The organism is Arthrobacter sp. P1_A5, assembly GCF_056406825.1.
In genome coordinates this window covers 1-20,572 of record NZ_JBFTZL010000015.1, presented here as the reverse complement: position 1 = coordinate 20,572, position 20,572 = coordinate 1, and the positions used below count along the sequence as shown (strand labels likewise).

Genomic DNA, 20,572 nt, shown 5'->3' with positions numbered 1-20,572 from the left:
ACCGAACGGACGGTCAGTAATGTTCCGRCCSYGTTGATCTTGCTCCCCCGTTGGAAGGACCCGTCAACGATGACCACCACAGCCGCACCCGCAGTAGACACTGTCGAGATCGTTCCCAGTTTCATCCGGGGTTCCTGGTSGACTCCCGACGACGCCGCCGCCGCCGGCGCGGCGCCGGTACTGGACGCCAGCACCGGCGAACTCCTGGCGAAGGTGAGCACCGAGGGGCTCGACCTCGCCGCCGTCGTGGATTACGGCCGCACCACCGGCCAGACGGAACTTGGCACGCTGACCTTCCACCAGCGCGCGCTCAAGCTCAAGGAACTGGCGCAGTACCTCAATGGCCGCCGCGAGGAGTTCTACGCGCTCTCGGCGCAGACCGGCGCCACCAAGATCGACTCCATGATCGACATCGACGGCGGCATCGGCGTCCTGTTCACCTTCGGGTCCAAGGGCCGCCGGGAGCTGCCCAACTCCCAGGTGGTGGTGGATGGCCCCATGGAGGTGCTGTCCCGCGACGGCTCGTTCGCCGGTGAGCACATCTACACCCGCATCCCCGGCGTCGCCGTGCAGATTAACGCCTTCAACTTCCCGGTCTGGGGCATGCTGGAGAAGCTGGCCCCGGCCTTCCTCGCCGGCGTCCCCACCATCGTCAAGCCCGCCACCCCCACCGGGTACGTGGCCGCCGCCGTGGTCAAGGCGATCGACGAATCCGGCATCCTGCCCACCGGCTCGCTGCAGCTGATTTCCGGCTCGGTCCGCACGCTGCTGGACCACCTGGACTACCGCGACCTCGTGGCCTTCACCGGCTCCGCGTCGACCGCCAACACGCTCAAGTCGCACCCCAATGTGGTCAAGGGCGGGGTCCGCTTCACGTCCGAGACCGACTCCCTGAATGCCGCGATCCTGGGCCCGGATGCGGTCAAGGGCACACCGGAATTCGACGCCTTCATCAAGTCCCTCGTCACCGAGATGACCGCCAAGGCCGGCCAGAAATGCACCTCGATCCGCCGCGCGATCGTGCCGCAGGAACTCGTCGCCGACGTCACTGCCGCCGTGGGGGACCGCATCCGCGAACGCGTCGTGCTCGGTGATCCCCGCGCCGAGGGCGTCACCATGGGCGCCCTGGCCTCCCTCGAGCAGCTCGCCGACGTGCGCGCCGCCGTACAGTCCATGCTCGACGCCGGCGGGGAGCTCGCCTACGGCACGCTCGACGCGCCCAAGGTCACCAGCGCGGACGGCAGCATCGGCGTCGTCGACGGCGGCGCCTTCATGTCCCCGGTCCTGCTGAGCTGGGCCAACCCGGAGGCCGAGGAAGTCCACTCGCTCGAGGCCTTCGGCCCGGTGTCGTCGGTGATCGGCTACACGGACCTGGCCGACGGCGTCCGCCTCGCCGCCCGCGGCGGCGGCTCGCTCGTCGCCACGGTCTGTACGAACGATCCCGCCGTGGCCCAGCAGCTGGTCACCGGCATCGCGGCCCACCACGGCCGCGTGCTCATGCTCAACCGCGAGGACGCCCGCAGCTCCACCGGCCACGGCTCCCCGGTCCCGCACCTGGTCCACGGCGGTCCCGGCCGCGCCGGCGGCGGCGAAGAGCTCGGCGGGATCCGCTCGGTGATGCACCACATGCAGCGCACCGCCATCCAGGGCTCGCCGAACATGCTCACCGCCGTCACCGGGCTCTGGCACACCGGAGCGGACCGCAACTTCACGCTCGAGACCGAGGGCCAGCACCCGTTCCGGAAATCCCTCGCCACCCTGCACATCGGCGACGCCATCCGCTCGGAGCTGCGCGAGGTCTCGCTGGAGGAAATCACCAAGTTCGCGAACTCCACCGGCGACACCTTCTACGCCCACACCAACCAGGAAGCTGCCGCGGCCAACCCCTTCTTCCCGGGCATCGTGGCGCACGGCTACCTCCTGCTCAGCTGGGCCGCCGGCCTGTTCGTGGAGCCCGCGCCGGGACCGGTCCTGGCCAACTACGGCCTGGAGAACCTGCGGTTCATCACCCCCGTGGCCGCGGGCGATTCCATCCGCGTGACCCTGACGGCCAAGAAGATCACCCCGCGCGAGACCGACGAGTACGGCGAGGTGGCCTGGGACGCCGTCCTGACCAACCAGAACGACGAAATCGTCGCGACTTACGACGTCCTGACCCTCGTCGAGAAGTAGCCTCACCCGACGCTCCCTCACGTCCTGCGGGTCCAGCGCGGACGCTCCCTCACTAGTGCGGGAGCGTCCGCTGTTGTTCTGCCGCGAGTGGGGGAGCGTTGCTTGTTCGGAGGCGCAATTTGTAGGGGCTTTCGACCCCGCTCCGGCGTAAAATCTTGCTCGTAGGAGGTGGCGAAATGACCCTAGTACTCAATAAAGCCACAACAGTCCTGCCAGTTGATGATGCAGAGCGTGCCCGGCATTTCTACGCGGACACTTTGGGGCTCCCGCACCGTGGCGTGGCAGATGACGGAAGCGAATTGTTCGGCTCAGAAGGCGGTCCAATGCTGCAGCTGATGCCAGTCAAGGATGGAATGCATTCAGAGCACACCACCCTGAGCTTCGAAGTCAGCGAGATCGAGCGCACGGTCCAGGAAATGGAAGCCAAGGGCGTCATGTTCCAGGACTACGATCGCCCGGACCTCAAGACCGAGAACCATATTTGTACAACGGATTCAGAGAAGTGCGCCTGGTTCATGGACTCCGAGCACAATATTCTGTGCGTGCACGAGAACATCACCACGGCAGCTGATTACCAGCTCTAAACGGCGGGCAACGGCGGATTTTCGGGCGCTCCGGCTCAGCGGGGCGCCCTTTTCTGTTGCCCGCCGTCATCCAGGGCGCCTCGCCGCCTTCCGGTGGCGCGGGCTGGTCAGCTTCCGTTGTACTCGTCGTCGGTGATGTGCTCGCCCCACGTGGTGGTCGTCGCTGCGTCCTCGCCGTTCTGGAGCATGGMGATATGTTCCATGAAGCAGCCAGGGGCGGCCGCGTGCCAGTGCTCCTCGCCGGGCGGCGTGTAGAGCGTCTGGCCGGGGTGGACTTCGACGATCTTGCCGTCCCGGGTTCCGAACCGGCCAACACCCTGGGTGACGCGGAGGTACTGGCCGTGTTCGTGGGAGTGCCAGGCGGTGCGGGCCCCGGGCGCAAAACGGACGGTCGCGACCACCATCGTCTGATCCGGCTCGTGCGGGAGCGCGATCGGATCGAGCCAGACGTCGCCGGCGAACCGGGCCGGCGGGTTCTTCGCAGTGGGGACAGTGGGTTCGATGTTCATGGTGATCCTTACTCGCTCTCGGTGAAGAGTCGCTTGGCGACGCCCATGGCGGCCATGCCCTTGGGCCAGCCTGCGTAGAGCGTGACATGGGTGATGGCTTCGATGAGTTCTTCCCGGGTGACGCCGTTCTCAATGGCGCGGCCAAGGTGGAAGCCGAGCTGTTCGGTGTTGCCGCCGGCGGTGAGTACGGCGACGGTGATGAGGCTGCGGTCACGGGCCGGAAGCTCCGGGCGGTTCCAGACGTCCGCGAACAGGACGTCGTCGCTGAGCTCGGCGAGCTTCGGGGCGAAGTCTCCGAACATGTTCCGGCCTCCGCCGATCTGTTGGGGTTGGTCAGTCATGATTTTCCTTCTTTCAGTGGAAACTGGAATTGCTGCACAGGGCTTCATGCAGGGCTTCAACCGCCTCGTTGGTCACAGTTGTTTGCGTCGCCGCGCCAGGGGCGTGAGTTCGTTGGCGCCATAGCTGTTGTCGTCCGGGTTGACGGTAACGCCGGGTGCGACGAGCTGGTCGATGCGGTCCAGCACGTCGCTGGCCAAGGTGATGTCCGCGGCGGGCAGGTAAGACTCGAGCTGTTCCATGGTGCGCGGTCCCACGATGGCGGCCGTGACGCCGGGGTGGTTGATCACGAAGGCGATGGCCAGTTCGATGAGCGTCAGCCCGGCTTGTTCAGCGAGGCGGGCGAGTTCTTCAACGATGTCGAGCTTGCGCTGGTTGGCCGGGCTCGTCATGTCGAACCGGGCGTTCGGCCGCGCGGTTGAGGTGGGCGCGGAGGCTGCGTTTTTACGCCAGCGCCCGGAGAGCCAGCCGCCGCTGAGCGGGCTGTAGGTCAGGGTGCCCATACCGTGGCGCTGCACCGTGGGAAGGATGTCCTCCTCGATACCGCGGACCAGGATCGAGTACGGCGGCTGCTCGGTGACAAACCGCTCGAGGTTGCGTTCCCGGGATGCCCATTGGGCTTCCACGATCTGCGACCCGGAATACGACGAGGAGCCGACGTACCGCACCTTCCCTTGGCGGACCAGGTCGGTGAGGGCGCCGAGAGTCTCCTCGACGTCGGTATCCGGGCTGGGCCGGTGCACCTGGTAGAGGTCGATGTAATCGGTGTTCAAGCGGCGAAGGGAGTCTTCGACCGCCCGCATGATCCAGCGGCGGGATCCACCCCGCTGGTTGGGTTCGTCCTCGCTCATGGGCATGAAGAACTTCGTGGCGAGGAACACGTCCTCACGCCGGCCTTCCAGTGCCTGCCCGACGATTTCCTCGGATGCCCCGCCGGAGTAGACATCGGCGGTGTCGATGAAGTTGATTCCCGCGTCGAGGGCGCGGTGGATGATTCGAATGGAGTCCGCGGTGTCATTGTTGCCCCAGGGGCCGAACATCATCGCGCCGAGGCATAAGGGACTGACCCGCACGCCGGTGCGGCCAAGGGGACGGTATTCCATGATGGTGCCTTCTCTCTGTCTCAGGCTTCGGGGATGACCATGGCGAAGCGTTCTTCGCGGGCCTCGTCGGGATCCGGTCCGTTGCGCACGCCGGTGTCGAGTGCGTCGATGGCGGCGAGTTCGTCGGCGCCGAGTTCGAAGTCGAAGACGTCGAAGTTCTCCGCGATGCGTGCGGGGTTGGTCGACTTCGGGATGGCTGAGCGGCCCTGCTGCAGGTGCCAGCGGATCATTACCTGGGCGGGGCTTTTTCCGTGTGTTTGTCCGATGCCGGTGATAGTCGGGTCTTCCATCACGTTCCTGCGCTTCTCGCCCCATCCGGGGTAAAAAGTGATGCCTCCGATCGGTGACCACGCCTGGGTAAGGATGCCGTGTTCGGTGTCCGTTGCCTGGACGGCCGGCTGGGCGAAGTATGGGTGCAGCTCAATCTGGTTCACCGCCGGGACGACGTCTGTGGCCGCCAGCAACTGCACCAGGTGGTGCGGCATGAAGTTGCTGACACCGATCGCCCGGACGCGCCCGTCAGCATGCAGGGTCTCCAGTGCCTTGTACGCGCCGACAGTTCTTTCGAAGCGGTCGGGGGCGGGCTGATGCAGGATGAACAGGTCCAGGTAGTCGACGCCGAGCTTGCCAACAGCCTTCTCCCAGGCGTGCAGCGTCTGGTCGTACCCGTAGTCGCTGACCCAGACTTTGGTCTCGATGAACACGTCGGAACGGTCCAGGCCCGAGTTGCGGATGCCCTCACCGACCTCCCGCTCGTTGCCGTACGCCGCGGCAGTGTCGATGTGCCGGTAGCCGGCCGCCAGCGCCGTTTCGACGGCCGCCGTCGTTTGCTCCGGTGCGCTTTGGAAGACGCCCAGTCCGAGGGCGGGCATCGTGACGCCGTTATTGAGAGTAAGTTCCATGTTCATGCCTTTCACGGTATTCAGGTGTGCGGGATTGTGGGAGGGCACGTGAGTACCCCCTTTTCGGATGTTGACAGGTCAGCGGGCGGCCTCGGCCAGGGGTGCGGGTGCGGCCCCGAGCGGTGTCCGGGCCCGGCGGGCGGCCAGATCAGCGGGCAGAATGAGGGCCGCGGTGACAGCCAGGGCCAGGAGCAGGAGGACACTGCCCGTGGTGAGGGCAGCGCTGGCCTGCGTGGCCAGGTGCCCTGCGGCAGCGCCGGCGGCCGGGACAGTGGCTGCGGCCGCGACCGCGATGCCCAGCCCGAGGCAGGTGGCCGGGGAGGCCCAGCCCGCGTCGGCGGTGTTGATGATGCCGAACACGAGGGCGCCGACACCCAGGGTCGCGCTGAGCGCGCCGAACAGGTCGAAGCGGCCGCGGGCCCTGCCGGTTTCCGGGAGGAACCGCGGAGCGAGTGCGATCATCGCGGCGCCGATGGGCACGTTGACGAAGAACCCGGCACGCCAAGAGATCCAGTGGGCCAGCGCCCCGCCGATGTCCAGTCCCAGGCTGGCACCCATCCCTGCGGTCGCGCCGTATAACGCCACGGCCCGCGTGCGCTCACGGCCTTCCGGGAAGCTCGCCGTGAGCAGGGACAGGGAGGCGGGCGTGACGATCGCCGCCCCGATGCCCTGGATCGCCCGGCCGGCGATCGCCCACCAGCCCGCCGGGGCCAGCCCGATCAGCAGGGACGCGACCGAGAACACCACCAGCCCGAACACGAAGACACGCCGGCGGCCGAGGAGGTCGCCGGCCCGGGCGCCGAGAAGCAGCAGGCCGCCGAAGACCAGCGTGTACGCGTCCTGGACCCAGGAAAGCTCCTCGGTACCCAGCTGGAGATCGGCCTGCAGGCTCGGCAGGGCCGTGAAGATGACCGAGTTGTCCAGCAGGATCATGAAGTAGCTGGCGAGGATGATCGCCAGGATCGCCGCCGGGCGGCCAGTAGCTGCGGGTTCAGGATTCATGTTTTCCATGGAACCGTGATTTCTCAACGGCGGGGAGTCACGGACGTTCCGGGTAATGCCAGTGCCTCCCTCGTCGCATAGGCCGCGGGTAGCGTGGAGGCCATGACACACAGCGACGACGTGCGGAAGTTCCTGACCTCCCGCCGTGCCAGGATCACGCCAGAGGAGGCCGGCCTCCCGGTCTACGGCGGAAACCGCCGCGTTACCGGGCTGCGCCGCGAGGAAGTCGCGATGCTCGCCGGGATGAGCATCGATTACTACATACGCCTTGAGCGCGGAAACCTCTCCGGCGCCTCGGACAGCGTCCTTGAAGCCCTCTGCCGGGCACTGAAGCTTGACGACGCCGAGACGGCCCACCTTTTTGACCTGGCCCGCGCGGCCACGGCCGCTCCCCGGGTGCGGCGAAAGCGCAGCCCGCAGACGGTGCGGCCGAGCGTGCAACGCGTCATTGATGCGATCACGACGGCGCCGGCCTGGGTCCGCAACGACCGCGGGGATGTCCTTGCCGCCAACGAACTCGGCCGTGCCCTCTACCTGGACATGATGGCTGAGCAGGTGACTCCGCCGAACAGTGCACGGTTCACCTTCCTGAACCCGAAAGCGCGGGAGTTCTTCGCCGATTGGGAACGCAGCGCGGACGACATCGTCGCGGTCCTGAGGTCCACCGCCGGGAAAAACCCCTACGACAGGGACCTCTCGGACCTGGTCGGAGAGCTTTCGACCCGCAGCGAGGAGTTCCGCACCCGGTGGGCGAGGCACGACGTGAAGTACCACCGCACCGGCCGCAAACGGCTCCACCACCCGATCGTGGGGGACCTGGACCTGAGCTTCGAGGCACTGGAACTGCCCGCGGACCCGGGGCTGCGCATCAACGTCTACACGGCAGATCCCGGGACACCCTCCGAGGACGCCCTGAAAGTCCTCGCCAGCTGGGCCGCCACCCAGCGCGAGACGGCAGCGGCCGCAGTCAGGGAGAAGAAATAACCGACCGTTCCTGCGCCGCGCTCATTGTTGGCGCCACCCAGTCAATGCCCGGGTCCGGTGACGATCTTCTTTCGTTCGGATTCGTGCGCGCCGCCCTTCTTCGCCAGCGTTGAGCACGCCTCCTCGATATCCCGGGCGAGCGTGTCGACGTGCTCGCGGCTCATCGTTTCCTTGACCAGCGCACGCATGATCGTCACGTTCTGGGCGTTCGGCGGCAGGGTGTAGGCCGGCACCATCCAGCCGCGTTCGGCCGAGAGCTGCCAGGCAATGTCGAACTCGTCGTACCCGGGGTCGGCGGCGAGCCGGAACGCAACCAGGGGAAGTTGCTCCTCGTCGGGGCCGATGATCTCGAACCGGCCCATGGCCTCCAACTTCTCGGCGAGGGCGCGGGCGTTGGACTGCATGTTCTGCATGATGTAGGTGTAGCCGGCGCGGCCGTAGCGCACGAAGTTGTAGTACTGGGCGAGAACCATCGACGAGCCGGTGGAGAAGTTCAGGGTGAACGTCGAGTCGGTCTTGCCGAGGTAGTTCTCCTCAAAAACAAGGTCCTTGGCCAGGTCGGCCTTCTCCCGGAAGATCAGCCAGCCGATGCCCGGATAGACCAGTCCGAACTTGTGTCCGGAGACATTGATCGAGCGGACCTGCTCGAGCCGGAAGTCCCACTTGGAGTCCGGGTACAGGAAGGGCCAGACAAACCCCCCACTGGCCCCGTCCACGTGCAGCGGCACATCAAGGCCCCGCTCACCCTTGACCCGAACCAGCAGGTCGTTGATGCCGGCGATGTCGTCTTTGTGCCCGGTGAACGTCGTGCCCAGCACGGCTGCGACGCCGATGGTGTTCTCATCGATATGGGCCTCCACGTCCTCCGGGCCGATCGTGTACTTCCCCGGCTGCAGGGGCACGATCCGCGGCTCGACGTCGAAGTAGCGGCAGAACTTCTCCCACACAACATGCACGTCGCCGCCGAACACCAGGTTAGGGCTCGACGTCGATGCGCCGGCGGCCTCGCGGCGTTTGCGCCAGTTCCACTTCAGGGACAGGCCGCCGAGCATGATCGCCTCGGACGATCCCTGGGTCCGGGCGCCCGTCGTCTCGCCGGGCGCGTGGAAAAGGTCTGCAAGCATCCGAATGCAGCGCTGCTCGATTTCGGCCGTGCGGGGATATTCGGCGTGGTCGATGAAATTGCGGTGCAGGTTCGCTGCGATGATCTGCTGGGCCTGCGGCTCCATCCATGTCGTTACGAAGGTGGCCAGGTTCCGGGCCGGATCACCCTCCAGCGCCAGGTCCTCCGACACCAGCCGCAAAGCGTCCTCAGCAGGAATGCCGGTCTCCGGGAACTCCCGGCTCGGAACCTCCTGGGTGACAAATCGGTTGCCGAACAGTGCCACGTCGGCGTCCGCCGGCTGGGAATTTATTGACATCACTTCTCCTCACGAGACTGTTGAAAGGGGGTTACGGATGAGCTCCCCGGTCCGCGGGAACCGAGACGGCGGCGGATTCTGGACTCAGCATCAGAATCGCGCCGGTGAGGAAGCACAGGGCTCCTACGAGGGTGCCGAGAGTGGCCAGGTCGGCGTTCCAGACATCGCCGCTCGACGGTATGACAAAGGCCGCCAGAGCCGAGACGCCGAACGCAACAGAGCCGGCCAGGTTGATCACGCCGATTTTCCACACCCGGGGCCTGGGCCTGCCGGCAATGGCGCGACCGGCATCCCGCAACGCCACACCGCTGGCAACGAGGAAGGCGACTGAACCCAGCGCATCGGGTCGCCACACCCGCTGCTCGGTCAGCGCCACACTGAGATTGACCCGCAATGCGTTTCCCGTACTCCAGTTGAACCACAGCGTGCCGGCAAGTTGAACTGCGCAGGCGAGCCAGCCGAGATTCCGTGGCGCCCACACCCAAAACCAGTGGCGGCGCTTGGCCCCCAGGAACGGGAGGGCGTCAACGGCTTCGCGGTACTGCAGGAACGACGCACTGGTGAAGAACAGCGAACCGACGAAGAAGGTGATCGCGCACAAGCGCAATCCCACGGCCTCGGCGTATGACGGAACCGCCCCCAAGGCGAACAGACTCGAGCCAATGATGAACAACCACGCGATCCACCGGTCCCGTYCGGTCGAACCTCCCGCGCTCGACATCTCACTTGCATGGCCGGACTTCGAGTCAGCCCGATGGCGGACCTTCCCGCCAGCGTCAGGCGCCACGGGCCCTTTCGGGCCCGGGACCGGGAGCACGTTGGAGATCACGAAGGCCACCGCCACAGCCACCACCACCTGCGGTGTTACCGCCACACCGTCCACTCCCAGCAGCAGCGTGGCCAGCAGGGTCGACGTCAACGGCAGCCGCAGCATGGCTGCGCACATGGCTCCCATGCCCATGCCGAGTCCTGCCGCGAGATTCATTCCGGGCAACCCGCTCGCGACAATACCGAGCGCCGCACCGATGAACATCGAAGGGAACACGGGCCCACCACGAAATGCGCTCAGCGAGAGCCCGTAGGCAAAGGCCTTACAAGAGATCAGCAGGAGGAGCGCCGAAAGCGAGTAGTCCGTGGCGTGTTCGACCAGATCCGGAAGGGCGTCCTGCCCCGAGAACAAGACCTGCGTGAAGCTGTTCCCAGAGATCAACTGGTAGGCCATCGCGGCAAGACCGATCAGCAGGCCGAGCCCAGAGGTCACCAATATCCGGTTCAGGTGCACGACCGGACGAAGCGAGAGCCCGACCCAGCGGATCAACCATCCCAACAGCGCGCCGACGACGCCCATGATCACCGCCCAGCCCAGCGTCGCCAGGGTCGGCGGCACCGCAGGCGGCACGACGGGCAGCGCCAGCGAGAAGCTGCCCAGCCCGGTCCAGCCGTCCAGGCCGACGAACACCAGCGCCCCGACGCCGGAAGCGAGCAGTCCGGGCAGGGCCATCAGGCTCAGCGTCATTCCCCCGATCCCGGCGGCCTCCATGATCAGGAATGCACCGAGCACGGGGGATCCGAGCAGGGTACTGATCGCTGCGAAGCTGCCGGCCGACGCCATGATCGTCAGGGCCATCGGCGGAGCGTCCTTCTTCGCCAGGTGCACCGCCAACGCCCCGAGGCCGCCACCGATCGCGATCAGCGGACCCTCCGGCCCGAGCACCGCACCCAGGCTGAGCGTGGTCAGTGCCGCGAGAATAATGCCCACGAGCTCCCGGCCGCTGGGCGGACCGCCGCCCGTCTTGAAGCCGAAAGCCGGTGAGTGGCCCGCGGTTCCCGGCAGATACCGTATGGTCGACGCCGTCAACAGCCCACACAGCACCAACCAGGGAACCGGCCACCAGGCAGGAACGGGACTCCCGAGGACTTGTTCCGGCAGGCCTACGAAGACGTACTGCTGGACCACCGCGACCAAAGCGAGAAAGCCGTACGCAATGACCGAGATGGGAACGCCCAAGACCGCAGCCAGCACGAGCGCAGAGATGTACGCCCTGGAACGAATGACGACGGCCGGATCGAAACTGGGCGGCGATGCGGCAGGCTCGCTCATTCCCGGCAACCCGGCGCGGCTGTGACGATTCGGGTGACCCCGAATGTCCTTTTTCCAACTCGGGGTGGCGTGCCCGTCCGGCAACACCGCGGGTCACCGATGATCAACGAGCAGAACATCATCCCTCCTCCTTCCGCCAGACGGCGGGAGCCTTTAGCGAGGTCTCACAAGCGATAGAGGTGGTCCTTCAGATGTTCTCCAAGCTAACCCTTCCAGTGGGGGGCGGTCGTCACCCAATGCGGGTGAAAGAGAACCAAAGCGCTGCGGGTCACACCCCAGGTGCCCCCGGTGCCCCCGCTCCGTCCGGGCGTGACCACGGCGTGACCGGGCGCTCCTGCCGGACGCCGTCCACCGTGATGTCCACTCTCTCATTGAAGAAACTGACAAGTCCGTGGATCTGGGCGGCGTCGAGGAGCCGCCGGTCATAGCTCCACGCGACGTTCCTGCCCTGCCCGGAAGCAGGGTAGCTCCAGTAGCTCGCCTGGCCCTTRTACGGGCAGATGGTCCGTTTGGGGCTCTCTTCCATCAGATCCAGCCGCACATCCGACGGCGGAATGTAGTAGCGCACCGGCAGCATGGTTTCGTAGAGCAGCTGCGCGCCGTTCGTCGTGGCGAGAGTGACGCCGTCGAGCCCTACCTCAACGGTGAGCGAGGACGCCCGGATGTCCACACGGTGGAACGGATCACGTGGGTGGCCGATGATCTCCTCGTCGTCCTCGAGCCAGTCGAAGGCGTTGAAATCCAGCACCACGTAGCCGGCGAGGTCGGGGTCCGCCGGCCGGAAGGCAGCTCGGGGCAGCCTCGCATGGGGAGTGACGACGTCGAGCTCCTCACCGGCCGCCGTGTGCCTGCCGAACCCCGTGCGCGGATCCAGTGCCCGCGGCCCCTCCCGGCTCACTCTGAAGTCGTGTTCCGGGACATCGCCCGCCTGCTGCCCCGGCGGCGCCAGTTCGGCCCGGAGGTCGCCTTCGGAAACTGCGTAGATGGGGGTGATGCGTTTGGGCTCCCACACCAAGAGCGCACCCAGAGTGTCGACGACGGCACGCCCGCCCACCATGGCACGGACCCTTTTTGCGGTGGGCTGGTAACGCAAATCGGGGAACGTGCTGAAGAGGACGTCAGATATCTTCGTGGCCATGACTACAGGGTGGGCGTCCGTTATCCTGCCGTCAACGACTGTCCCGGCCACCCGCCGGCCGGCGGGCGGTCAGCGGGGGACGTGTAGGCCGTGGAACGCCATGGTGATGACGTCGTCGGCCAGCTTCTCCGGGGACAGCGAGCCGCCCGGCTTGTACCACTCGACGATCGAGTTGATGGTGCCGAACAGCAGCCGGGTGACGGTGCGGGGGTCAATGTCCTGGCGGAGCGAGCCCTCATCCCGGGCCTCGGAAATCAGTGCGGCGACCTTGTGGTCGAAGGTGCGGCGCCGTTCCAACGCATCCCGCTCGATCTCCGTGTTCCCGCGCAGGCGCAGCAGCAGCGTCACGAAGGGCAGCCGCTCCACCAGCACCGAGATGGTCTGGCGGACCACGAACTCCAGCCGGGCATCGGCCGAACCGGAGGTTGCCCCGGGCTGGTCCAGGATCGCCTCGAGCCCGCCCAGGGCGTGGTCCAGGGCTAGCTTCAGCAGGTCACCCTTGGACGGGACGTGGTGGTAGATCGCGGACTTGGAGATGCCCAGGTTCTCAGCAAGGATACCCATCGAGGTGGCATCGTAGCCGTGGCGGTTGAAGACGTCGACGGCGATGACCAGCACCGACTGCTGGTCATAGCCGGGGCGGCCGCGCTTGGTGGTGGTTGCTGTGCTGGGCATAGTGGCTAGTTTCTCACGATCTGGTGCTCACTCAGCCCTTGGGGCGCATGTCGTAGATCCGGCGCAGCTTGCCGTTGGACCGCTCCAGCGAGCCGGGGTCGACGACGTCGACGGTGCAGGAGGAACCGACGTGGATCTTGATCTGCTGCTGCAGGGCCTTGGCAGCCGCCGCCGCGCCCTCGACGCTGACGGCGTCGCGGCGCTCGATCTTGACGGTCATCTGGTCCATCCGATGGCCCTCGGGCCGGGTCAGTTCCAGCTGGAAGTGCGGGCTGAGCTCGGGGATGCGCAGGGCGATCTCCTCGATTTGGGACGGGAACAGGTTCACGCCGCGCAGGATGATCATGTCGTCGCTGCGGCCGGTGATGCGGCCCATGCGGCGGTGCGCCGGGCGCGCGGTGCCCGGCAGCAGCCGGGTGAGGTCCTTGGTGCGGTACCGGATGATCGGCAGCGCTTCCTTCGTGAGCGAGGTGAACACCAGCTCACCGGGTTCGCCGTCGCCCAGCACCACGGTGGGGTCGAAGGCGTCGATGATCTCGGGCCGGAAGTGGTCCTCCCAGATGTGGCTGCCGTCCTGCGTTTCCACGGCTTCGCCGGCGACGCCCGGGCCCATGACCTCGGAGAGGCCGTAGATGTCGCAGGCCTTGAGGTTCATGGTGGTCTCGAGCTCGTGCCGCATTTCTTCGGTCCACGGCTCGGCGCCCAGGACGGCGTACTTCAGGGACGTGGAGGCCGGGTCGATGCCCTGCTTGATCATGGCGTCGGCGATGGTCAGCAGGTACGTGGGGGTGGCCAGGATGGCGTCGGGCTTGAAGTCCTGGATGAGGGTGATCTGGCGCTCGGTCTGGCCGCCGGAGATCGGGATGACGGTGCAGCCGAGGGCCTCGGCGCCGGCGTGGGCGCCCATGCCGCCGGTGAACAGGCCGTAGCCGTAAGCGTTGTGCACCTTCATGCCGGGCCGGACGCCGGAGGCGCGCAGCGAGCGGGCCACAAGCTTGGCCCAGTCGGCGAGGTCCTTCTTCGTGTAGCMCACCACGGTGGCGCGGCCCGTCGTGCCGGAGCTGGCGTGGATCCGGGCGACCTCGTGCTGCGGCACGGCGAACATGCCGAAGGGGTACTCGAGGCGGAGGTCCTCCTTGGTGGTGAAGGGGAACTTGCCGAGGTCGGAGAGTTCACGCAGGTCCGCCGGGTGGACGCCGGCCTCGTCGAACTTGCGCTTGTACAGGGGGACGCGGTCATAGGCGTAGGCCACGGTGTGCTGCAGGCGGCTGAGCTGGAGCGCCTCGAGCTCGTCGCGGGAGATGGTCTCCTCGCGGTCCAGGACAGCGTCGGTAGTGGCGGCGGCAGTTTCTTGGGTCATCAGTGGTTCCCTGTTTCTATTTCTTGGAGATGGTGCGGCTGCGGCCGCGGAACTCGGCGATGAGTTCCCACGTAGGGGCGTCGGTAGCGGTATCGGTGGGGAGCTGGCCCGGAAGGGTTGCTGCGGGGGCCGCGCCGGCCGGTGCCGCCGCCGGGATGCCCGCGCCAGAGTCGGCGGCGTAGATCTGGATGTCGTACAGCCCGCTGCGTCCGGTGCTGGCGCGGCGGTTCGCGACGGCGGTCAGCACCTGTCCGCGGAAGGCGGGCTTCAGGAAGTTGATGTCGACGCCGGCAGCAACCGTGATGCTGGAGTCCTCGCCCGGGAGCGGGTTGGCCGGGTTGCAGGCGAGGGCGAAGGCGGTGTCGCCGAAGGCGAAGATCATTCCGCCGTGGGCCATGCCGAAGCCGTTGAGCATTTCCTGCCGGAGCGTCATGCGGATCGTGGCATGCCCGTCGTCCAGCGCCAGGACTTCGATGCCCATCCATTCCGAGGCGTAGTCGTCTTTCAGGATGGGGTGGGTGCCCCCGGAAACCGTCAGTTCAGCCATGCGTCGTTGCCTCCAGCTTTATTTACCGAATGTTCATTAGGTAATCCCATGTGGGTGCCCGCTGTCAAGGGGTGTAAGTATGCTGGGACACATGGCCAAAGGAATTTACGTCAGCGCGACCACCCCGGGCTCCGGCAAGTCCCTCATAGCGCTGGGGCTGGCGGACACCCTCCACCGGCACGCGGACCGGATCGGCTTCTTCAAGCCTGTGGTTCACGGCAACGACGCCGCGGCGGACCCGATGGTGGCGCTGATGAAGGCCCGGTTCGATCTTGATGACCAGCGCTGCCGCGGCGGCCTGACGTTTGCCGAGGTCCGCGGGCTGCTGGCCGAGGGAAACAGGGCCGAGATCGACGCCCGCTGCGTGGAGATCTTCGCCGAAATGTCCCGCCACTGCGACGTGGTGATTGTGGAGGGGACGGACCTCACCGGCCAGGATGCCGCCGTCGAATTCGACCTCAACGCTCGCCTCGCGAACAACCTGGCCGCCTCGATCGTCGCCGTGGTGGGCGCGAAGGGGCGGACCGTCGCGGAGGCTGCCGACGCCGTCGAGGTTGCGCGCAAGGAACTGGCGGCGGAACACTGCAGCCTCCTGGCCATCATGGTGAACCGCGCCGACCCGGAGGACGTGGACGGGATCGTCGCCGCCGTGAAGCCCGGCGCGTCCGGCCGCCCCGTCTACGTCTTCCCCGAGCTGGAGGACATCGCACGGCCGACCACCGGGGAGGTGGCCTCGGCCCTCGGGATCCGCCAGGTGGCCGGCCGCCAGGACATGGAACGCGACGTCCATTCCATCAAGGTGGCGGCGATGAACGTGGCCAACTTCCTGCACGTGCTCGACGACGGCGCCCTCGTGATCGTCCCGGGTGACCGTGCGGACGTGATGGTCGCGTGCCTCGCGTCGTCGTTCTCGCCCGAGTTTCCGGTGCCGTCGGCGCTCATCCTCACCGGCGGCCTGGCCCCGGACCCCAACATCTACTCCCTGCTGGCGCAGGCACCATTCCCCGTGTTCGCGGCCCCGGACGATACCTACACCACCGCCAAACGGGTGTCCGAGGTCCGCAGCGAGATCTGGTCGGGGCACCGCCGCAAGGTGGCCTCGGCCGTGGGGCTGTGGGCTAAGCGCGTGGACGAGGCCGAGCTGGTGGAGCGGCTGCACCTGCCGCGGCTGGAGCGGATGACGCCGCTGCGGTTCCTGCACGACCTCATTGAGCGGGCCCGGCTGCAGCGCCGGCACATCGTCCTGCCCGAGGGGAACGACGTGCGGATCCTGCGGGCCGCCGAAATTCTGCACCGGCGGGACGTCTGCGACCTCACGATCCTGGGCAATGAGTCGGCGGTCCGGGAGCTGGCGTCCACCCAGGGCATCGACCTCTCCGGCATGAGCATCGTGGACCCCGCGACGTCGGAGCTGCGCCAGCAGTTTGCCCAGAAGTACGCGGAGCTGCGGGCGCACAAGGGCGTGGACCTGGCCCGGGCGCTGGAAGTCATGCTCGACGGCAGCTACTTCGGCACCATGATGGTGCAGCTCGGCGTGGTGGACGGCATGGTGTCCGGCGCCGCGCACACCACGGCCCACACCATCCGGCCCGCGCTGGAGTTCGTCAAGACGCGGGACGGCGTAAAAATCGTCTCCTCGGTGTTCCTGATGCTGATGCCGGACCGGGTGCTGGTCTACGGCGACTGCGCGGTCAACCCTGACCCGAACGCGGAGCAGCTGGCGGATATCGCGCTGGCCTCAGCCGAGACCGCAGCCCAGTTCGGCGTGGAGCCGCGGGTGGCCATGCTGTCCTACTCCACCGGCGGATCCGGGACCGGGGAAGCAGTGGACAAAGTCCGGYAGGCCACCGAAGTCGTGAAGGACCGCCGCCCGGATCTCGCCGTTGAAGGCCCCATCCAGTACGACGCCGCCGTCGACGCCGCCATCGCCGCGTCCAAGATGCCGGGCTCGTCCGTGGCAGGGCAGGCGACCGTGTTCATCTTCCCGGACCTGAACACCGGCAACAACACCTACAAGGCAGTGCAGCAGTCCTCGGGTGCGGTCGCCGTCGGGCCGGTCCTGCAGGGCCTCCGCAAGCCGGTTAACGACCTCTCGCGCGGGTGCACCGTGGAGGACATCGTGAACACGGTGGCCATCACCGCCGTGCAGGCGCAGTCCGTGGAKCCCGCTACCGAGCCGGAACCTGCGGCTGCCCGCGCATAGTCAGCTGTTTTCCGGCTTCGCCGGACTTTCGGGGTCTTCCTCCTTGGCCGGCTCATCGGCCAGGCCCGCCGGCGTGAGATCCAGGTCCTCCAGATTCTCGGGGGCCTCGGGCGCTTCGCCGACCTCGGCGGCTTTGGGGTTTCCTGTGTCGTCCAGGGCCGGGTTCGCGCCGACGACGCCGGTGGGATCCTGTTTACCGGAACCGCTGGCGGGTTCGGTGCCCGCTGGTTCGGTGCTCTCCGGCTGGGTCGCGTCGTCAGTCATGGAAATCCCCTTCGTGAGTTGTCCAGTTGGTCCGCCGACTCTAGGCGCCCGGCCAGGCTTTCGCAACGGACTGGCTTTCGCAACGGATGGGCGCCACTGGCGTTCCGGCAAATTTGGTCCGGCAATTTATAGTGGATCCCACGGAGCGCTCGGCCAGGCTCCGGCGTGATGCCAGTCCCGGCGCACCCTCGGGTAGCGTCGAAGCCAAGGCTTAGGAGGCCCCATGCTCGTGCTCGTCATCAACTCCGGCTCGTCCTCGCTCAAGTACCAGGTGCGCGACGTCGAGGCCGGCAGCGTGCTCACCGAAGGCCTGATCGAGAAGATCGGCATGGGCGCCGGCGGTGAAGGCGACGGCCAGATCGAGGGTCCGCGCGACCACGCCGAGGCGCTGGAGCAGGTGGACGCCGCCATCCACGACGCCTTGGGGGACCGCGTACTGGATGCCGTCGGCCACCGCGTGGTGCACGGCGGGGAGCGCTTCGCCGAGCCGGTGCTGGTCAACAACGAGATCACCCGGGCCATTGAGCGGCTGAACCCGCTCGCCCCGTTGCACAACCCCGCCAACGTCCTTGGCATCCGCGCGATCTCGAAGAAGTGGCCCGAACTGCCGCAGGTGGCCGTGTTCGACACCGCCTTCCACCGCACCCTGCCYGAGCACGCCTGGCGCTATGCGGTGCCGGACGAGCTCTACACGAACCATGGGATCCGCCGCTACGGCTTCCACGGCACCTCGCACGAATACGTTGCGCACCGGTCRGCGGCGCTGCTGGACGTTCCGGTCGAGGAGTTCGACGCCGTGATCGCCCACCTGGGGAACGGCGCCTCGGTCACCGCGATCCGCGGCGGCCAGTCAATCGACACGTCCATGGGATTCACGCCCCTCGAGGGACTCGTCATGGGCACCCGATCCGGCGACCTCGACCCGTCCATCCTGGTCTTCCTCGGCCGGAACGGATGGTCACCCGAGGACCTGGATTCGATGCTGAACCGGCAGTCCGGGCTCAAAGGCCTGGCCGGCAACAACGACATGCGCTCCGTGGTCGAGGCCGCGGAAGCCGGCGATGCCAAGGCGGCCATGGCCCTGGCGGTCGCCTCCTACCGGCTCGCGAAGTACATCGGCGGCTACCACGTGGCCGTGGGCGGCGCGAAGGCCCTTGTGTTCACGGCCGGAATCGGCGAGAACTCGCACCAGTTCCGGAACCTGGTGGCGCAGCGGCTCGGTGCCCTCGGCGTCGAGCTCGACGCCGGGCTGAACCGGGAACGGTCCAGGGAACCCCGCGTCATTTCCACCCCGACGTCGGCCCTGCCGGTCCTGGTGGTCCCCACCGACGAGGAACGGGCGATCGCGGAGGCAACGGCCGCCGTCGTCGCGCAGGCCTCCGTTGCTCCGTAGCCGCCCTTTTGGCCGCGCAAAACGGCGCTTCCGGAGCAGCGGATGGGTAGCGTTGGGGACATGAATGAACCCAAGCCGCTGCCTCCGCTGCCCATCCGCACCGAGCGGCTGGTGCTGCGGCGTTTTGCAGCTGCCGACCTCGATGCCTTCCATGCCTACCACTCGCTCCCGGAAACCGCCCGGTTCCTGCCCCGCGAGGCCAAGAGCTACACCCAGTCGATGGAAACGGTGGGGCGATACGCCAACTTCGAGTTCGAGAAGGAGGGTGACTGGGTGGCCCTGGCGATTGAGGCCCAGGATTCGCCCGGGCTCCTCGGCGAGGTGGTGCTGAAGTGGCTGGAGGGGTGCGGGCAGGCCGAGATCGGCTGGAGCCTGGCCCCGGAGGCGCGGGGACGGGGCATCGCCAGCGAGGCCGCCCGGGCACTGCTGAAGCTCGGCTTTGAGGACCTGGGCTTMCATCGCATCGACGCCAAGCTCGATGCCCTGAACACGGCCTCGGCGGCACTCTGTGAACGGCTCGGCATGCGCCTGGAATCACGGCAGGTGGACAAATGGCACTACAAGGGCGAATGGGCCACGGAGGTGGTGTACGCCATCCTCGCGGACGAGTGGCAGGCCCGCTGACCTTGTCCGGCGCTTGAACTCGCGCAACTCCGGCTGAGTACCTTGAGGGCGGTCTTCCCTGCCCGGCCGGCAGGGATGCCGTGGAGACGAGGGCCGCGGTGACGAAGGGGGGGTGCAGCGTAGCGGCCGACCCAACCATCGGCCTCAAGCTCAACCACGGGCCTCAGGTGCCGGACGAGCCAGGCTCATAGGTCCCGTACGTCGGAAGCCCTGCCGACTCATAGACAAGAATCGCGAGTCCGCCCGGCGTCGCCTCATTGCCGACCAGACGCAGGCCCGCCGGGGCGCCTCCGGGCGGAAACAGTTGCCTGCCGTTACCCACCACCACAGGGGCGATCACCAGCCTCAGTTCGTCGATCAGCCCCTTCGCCAGGAGCGACTGGGCCAGCCGGGCACTCCCGTGGATCTGTAACTCCCTGCCGGGCTGCCTCTTCAACTCAGCAACCTGTGCGGGGACGTCCCCGGACAGGATGGTCGTCGGCGCCCAACCAGCCTGCGCCAGGCTCTGCGAGGCCACGTACTTCCGCAAACCGTTCATCTTCTCAGAGAACGGATCATCAGGGTCCGTGATTCTCGGCCAGTCCCTCGCGAAGTTGACGTAGGTCCGGCGGCCGAACAGCAACGCATCCGCCTCGCCAAGCCAGTCCGCCGCCCGCTGGATGAATTCCTCGTCAAGGAAGGGGACGAACCAACCTCCTTGTGAGAAGCCGTCGCTGGTATCCTCCTCGGGCGATCCAGGACCCTGCGCCACACCGTCCAACGTGAGGAACTCAGTCAGCGTTAGTCTCATCGTGTTGCCTCTCCGTGCTGGGTGCTGGGTGCTGGGTGCTGGGTGCTGGGTGCTGGGTGCTGGGTGCTCCGGGTGCCGGATTCACTGGCCCGGGTTGGGCCTGGAATCACGGCAGGTGGCAAGTGGCACAACAAGGACGAACGGGCCACGGAAATGGTGTACACCATCCCCGCGGATGAATGGAAGGCCCGGCAGCAGGTATCCGGCATCCGACGGCGCAACGAGGCCCCAATCTAAGGGAAGCGCCATCTAAGGGAAGTACCGACCTGACGGGGCAGCGATCTCACGGGTGGCGGTCTGTCGAGACGCCGATCTGACGCAGATGGCCGGAATGAAGTCCTCATTCCGGCCATCTGCGTCAATTCGGAACCGATTCGGGCCCAATCCGAACCCGATTCGAACCCGATTCGGGTCCTCGCCTTAGGGTGCCGGCGGCGCGGTGGATGCGGGCGCCGGTGAGA

20 protein-coding genes are annotated in these 20,572 nt (G+C 67.0%); 7 read left to right on the top strand and 13 right to left on the bottom strand.

Translation table 11 applies throughout. The features are described 5' to 3' along the window. Positions 1-69: 69 nt before the first annotated feature. Together paaZ and AC1D1S_RS05045 are read left to right on the top strand one after the other, a co-directional pair. Complete coding sequence (gene paaZ, locus AC1D1S_RS05050; protein WP_476993881.1) at positions 70-2,172, top strand: phenylacetic acid degradation bifunctional protein PaaZ; 2,103 nt, start codon at positions 70-72, stop codon at positions 2,170-2,172. Between the two features lie 176 nt (positions 2,173-2,348). Beyond that, positions 2,349-2,756, top strand: coding sequence for a VOC family protein (locus AC1D1S_RS05045; protein ID WP_028276383.1), 408 nt, complete (start codon positions 2,349-2,351; stop codon positions 2,754-2,756). Positions 2,757-2,863: 107 nt separating this feature from the next. Here the strand turns inward: AC1D1S_RS05045 and AC1D1S_RS05040 are convergent, their stop codons facing one another. The 5 genes from AC1D1S_RS05040 to AC1D1S_RS05020 all read right to left on the bottom strand — a co-directional run bounded on the left by AC1D1S_RS05040 (position 2,864) and on the right by AC1D1S_RS05020 (position 6,611). Continuing rightward, on the bottom strand, positions 2,864-3,265 hold the full coding sequence (locus AC1D1S_RS05040; protein ID WP_476993880.1) for a (R)-mandelonitrile lyase: 402 nt from the start codon (positions 3,263-3,265) through the stop codon (positions 2,864-2,866). A gap of 8 nt (positions 3,266-3,273) precedes the next feature. Next, the gene (locus tag AC1D1S_RS05035; RefSeq protein WP_476993879.1) at positions 3,274-3,606 is read right to left on the bottom strand and encodes a carboxymuconolactone decarboxylase family protein; all 333 of its coding nucleotides are present in this window, start codon (positions 3,604-3,606) and stop codon (positions 3,274-3,276) included. Between the two features lie 72 nt (positions 3,607-3,678). After that, entirely contained in the window at positions 3,679-4,707 is a 1,029-nt protein-coding gene (locus AC1D1S_RS05030; RefSeq protein ID WP_476993878.1) for an aldo/keto reductase, read from the bottom strand. Between the two features lie 20 nt (positions 4,708-4,727). Continuing rightward, a complete protein-coding gene (locus tag AC1D1S_RS05025; RefSeq protein WP_476993891.1) occupies positions 4,728-5,609 on the bottom strand; it encodes an aldo/keto reductase in 882 nt (293 codons plus the stop codon). 78 nt (positions 5,610-5,687) lie between these two features. Further along, a complete protein-coding gene (locus tag AC1D1S_RS05020; protein WP_476993877.1) occupies positions 5,688-6,611 on the bottom strand; it encodes an MFS transporter in 924 nt (307 codons plus the stop codon). 102 nt (positions 6,612-6,713) lie between these two features. Between AC1D1S_RS05020 and AC1D1S_RS05015 the strand changes: the two genes are divergently transcribed. Next, a complete protein-coding gene (locus AC1D1S_RS05015; RefSeq protein ID WP_243181917.1) occupies positions 6,714-7,595 on the top strand; it encodes a helix-turn-helix transcriptional regulator in 882 nt (293 codons plus the stop codon). A 41-nt stretch (positions 7,596-7,636) separates the two neighbouring features. On the opposite strand, the gene gad is transcribed toward AC1D1S_RS05015, so the two are convergent. From gad to AC1D1S_RS04985, 6 genes are all read right to left on the bottom strand, one after another. Continuing rightward, positions 7,637-9,016, bottom strand: coding sequence for a glutamate decarboxylase (gene gad, locus AC1D1S_RS05010; protein WP_243181916.1), 1,380 nt, complete (start codon positions 9,014-9,016; stop codon positions 7,637-7,639). A gap of 31 nt (positions 9,017-9,047) precedes the next feature. Further along, on the bottom strand, positions 9,048-11,117 hold the full coding sequence (locus AC1D1S_RS05005; protein WP_476993876.1) for a chloride channel protein: 2,070 nt from the start codon (positions 11,115-11,117) through the stop codon (positions 9,048-9,050). Positions 11,118-11,385: 268 nt separating this feature from the next. Then, positions 11,386-12,255: a DUF427 domain-containing protein gene (locus AC1D1S_RS05000; RefSeq protein WP_476993875.1), complete on the bottom strand. Its 870-nt coding sequence runs from the start codon at positions 12,253-12,255 to the stop codon at positions 11,386-11,388. Between the two features lie 69 nt (positions 12,256-12,324). Next, a complete protein-coding gene (locus AC1D1S_RS04995; RefSeq protein ID WP_028276376.1) occupies positions 12,325-12,930 on the bottom strand; it encodes a TetR/AcrR family transcriptional regulator in 606 nt (201 codons plus the stop codon). 31 nt (positions 12,931-12,961) lie between these two features. Next, positions 12,962-14,290: a phenylacetate--CoA ligase PaaK gene (paaK, locus tag AC1D1S_RS04990; protein WP_476993874.1), complete on the bottom strand. Its 1,329-nt coding sequence runs from the start codon at positions 14,288-14,290 to the stop codon at positions 12,962-12,964. A gap of 16 nt (positions 14,291-14,306) precedes the next feature. Continuing rightward, positions 14,307-14,837 (bottom strand): hotdog fold thioesterase, encoded by a 531-nt coding sequence (locus tag AC1D1S_RS04985; protein WP_243181912.1) that lies wholly within the window; start codon positions 14,835-14,837, stop codon positions 14,307-14,309. 91 nt (positions 14,838-14,928) lie between these two features. Here AC1D1S_RS04985 and pta point away from each other — a divergent pair, with 91 nt between their 5' ends. Next, positions 14,929-17,040 carry a phosphate acetyltransferase gene (pta, locus tag AC1D1S_RS04980; RefSeq protein ID WP_476993873.1) on the top strand — a complete coding sequence of 704 codons (2,112 nt, stop codon included), beginning with the start codon at positions 14,929-14,931 and terminating at the stop codon, positions 17,038-17,040. Here pta and AC1D1S_RS04975 read toward each other — a convergent pair whose 3' ends face one another. Then, positions 17,041-17,304 (bottom strand): hypothetical protein, encoded by a 264-nt coding sequence (locus AC1D1S_RS04975; RefSeq protein WP_476993872.1) that lies wholly within the window; start codon positions 17,302-17,304, stop codon positions 17,041-17,043. Between the two features lie 223 nt (positions 17,305-17,527). On the opposite strand from AC1D1S_RS04975, the gene AC1D1S_RS04970 reads away from it, so the two are divergent. Both AC1D1S_RS04970 and AC1D1S_RS04965 read left to right on the top strand, forming a co-directional pair. Then, positions 17,528-18,697: an acetate kinase gene (locus AC1D1S_RS04970; RefSeq protein WP_476993871.1), complete on the top strand. Its 1,170-nt coding sequence runs from the start codon at positions 17,528-17,530 to the stop codon at positions 18,695-18,697. Positions 18,698-18,757: 60 nt separating this feature from the next. Further along, positions 18,758-19,321, top strand: a complete 564-nt coding sequence (locus tag AC1D1S_RS04965) for a GNAT family N-acetyltransferase (RefSeq protein ID WP_476993870.1) — start codon at positions 18,758-18,760, stop codon at positions 19,319-19,321. Positions 19,322-19,484: 163 nt separating this feature from the next. Here the strand turns inward: AC1D1S_RS04965 and AC1D1S_RS04960 are convergent, their stop codons facing one another. Beyond that, positions 19,485-20,111, bottom strand: a complete 627-nt coding sequence (locus tag AC1D1S_RS04960) for a dihydrofolate reductase family protein (protein WP_476993869.1) — start codon at positions 20,109-20,111, stop codon at positions 19,485-19,487. A gap of 72 nt (positions 20,112-20,183) precedes the next feature. Between AC1D1S_RS04960 and AC1D1S_RS04955 the strand changes: the two genes are divergently transcribed. After that, positions 20,184-20,348 carry a hypothetical protein gene (locus AC1D1S_RS04955; protein ID WP_476993868.1) on the top strand — a complete coding sequence of 55 codons (165 nt, stop codon included), beginning with the start codon at positions 20,184-20,186 and terminating at the stop codon, positions 20,346-20,348. Positions 20,349-20,572: the final 224 nt, after the last annotated feature.

Excerpts from the sequence above, each read along its gene's own strand:
- AC1D1S_RS05045 (WP_028276383.1), top strand. The coding sequence starts at position 2,349 with ATGACCCTAGTACTCAATAAAGCCACAACAGTCCTGCCAGTTGATGAT.
- AC1D1S_RS05035 (WP_476993879.1), bottom strand. The coding sequence starts at position 3,606 with ATGACTGACCAACCCCAACAGATCGGCGGAGGCCGGAACATGTTCGGA.
- AC1D1S_RS05030 (WP_476993878.1), bottom strand. The coding sequence starts at position 4,707 with ATGGAATACCGTCCCCTTGGCCGCACCGGCGTGCGGGTCAGTCCCTTA.
- AC1D1S_RS05025 (WP_476993891.1), bottom strand. The coding sequence starts at position 5,609 with ATGGAACTTACTCTCAATAACGGCGTCACGATGCCCGCCCTCGGACTG.
- AC1D1S_RS05020 (WP_476993877.1), bottom strand. The coding sequence starts at position 6,611 with ATGAATCCTGAACCCGCAGCTACTGGCCGCCCGGCGGCGATCCTGGCG.
- AC1D1S_RS05015 (WP_243181917.1), top strand. The coding sequence starts at position 6,714 with ATGACACACAGCGACGACGTGCGGAAGTTCCTGACCTCCCGCCGTGCC.
- gad (WP_243181916.1), bottom strand. The coding sequence starts at position 9,016 with ATGTCAATAAATTCCCAGCCGGCGGACGCCGACGTGGCACTGTTCGGC.
- AC1D1S_RS04995 (WP_028276376.1), bottom strand. The coding sequence starts at position 12,930 with ATGCCCAGCACAGCAACCACCACCAAGCGCGGCCGCCCCGGCTATGAC.
- AC1D1S_RS04985 (WP_243181912.1), bottom strand. The coding sequence starts at position 14,837 with ATGGCTGAACTGACGGTTTCCGGGGGCACCCACCCCATCCTGAAAGAC.
- AC1D1S_RS04975 (WP_476993872.1), bottom strand. The coding sequence starts at position 17,304 with ATGACTGACGACGCGACCCAGCCGGAGAGCACCGAACCAGCGGGCACC.
- AC1D1S_RS04960 (WP_476993869.1), bottom strand. The coding sequence starts at position 20,111 with ATGAGACTAACGCTGACTGAGTTCCTCACGTTGGACGGTGTGGCGCAG.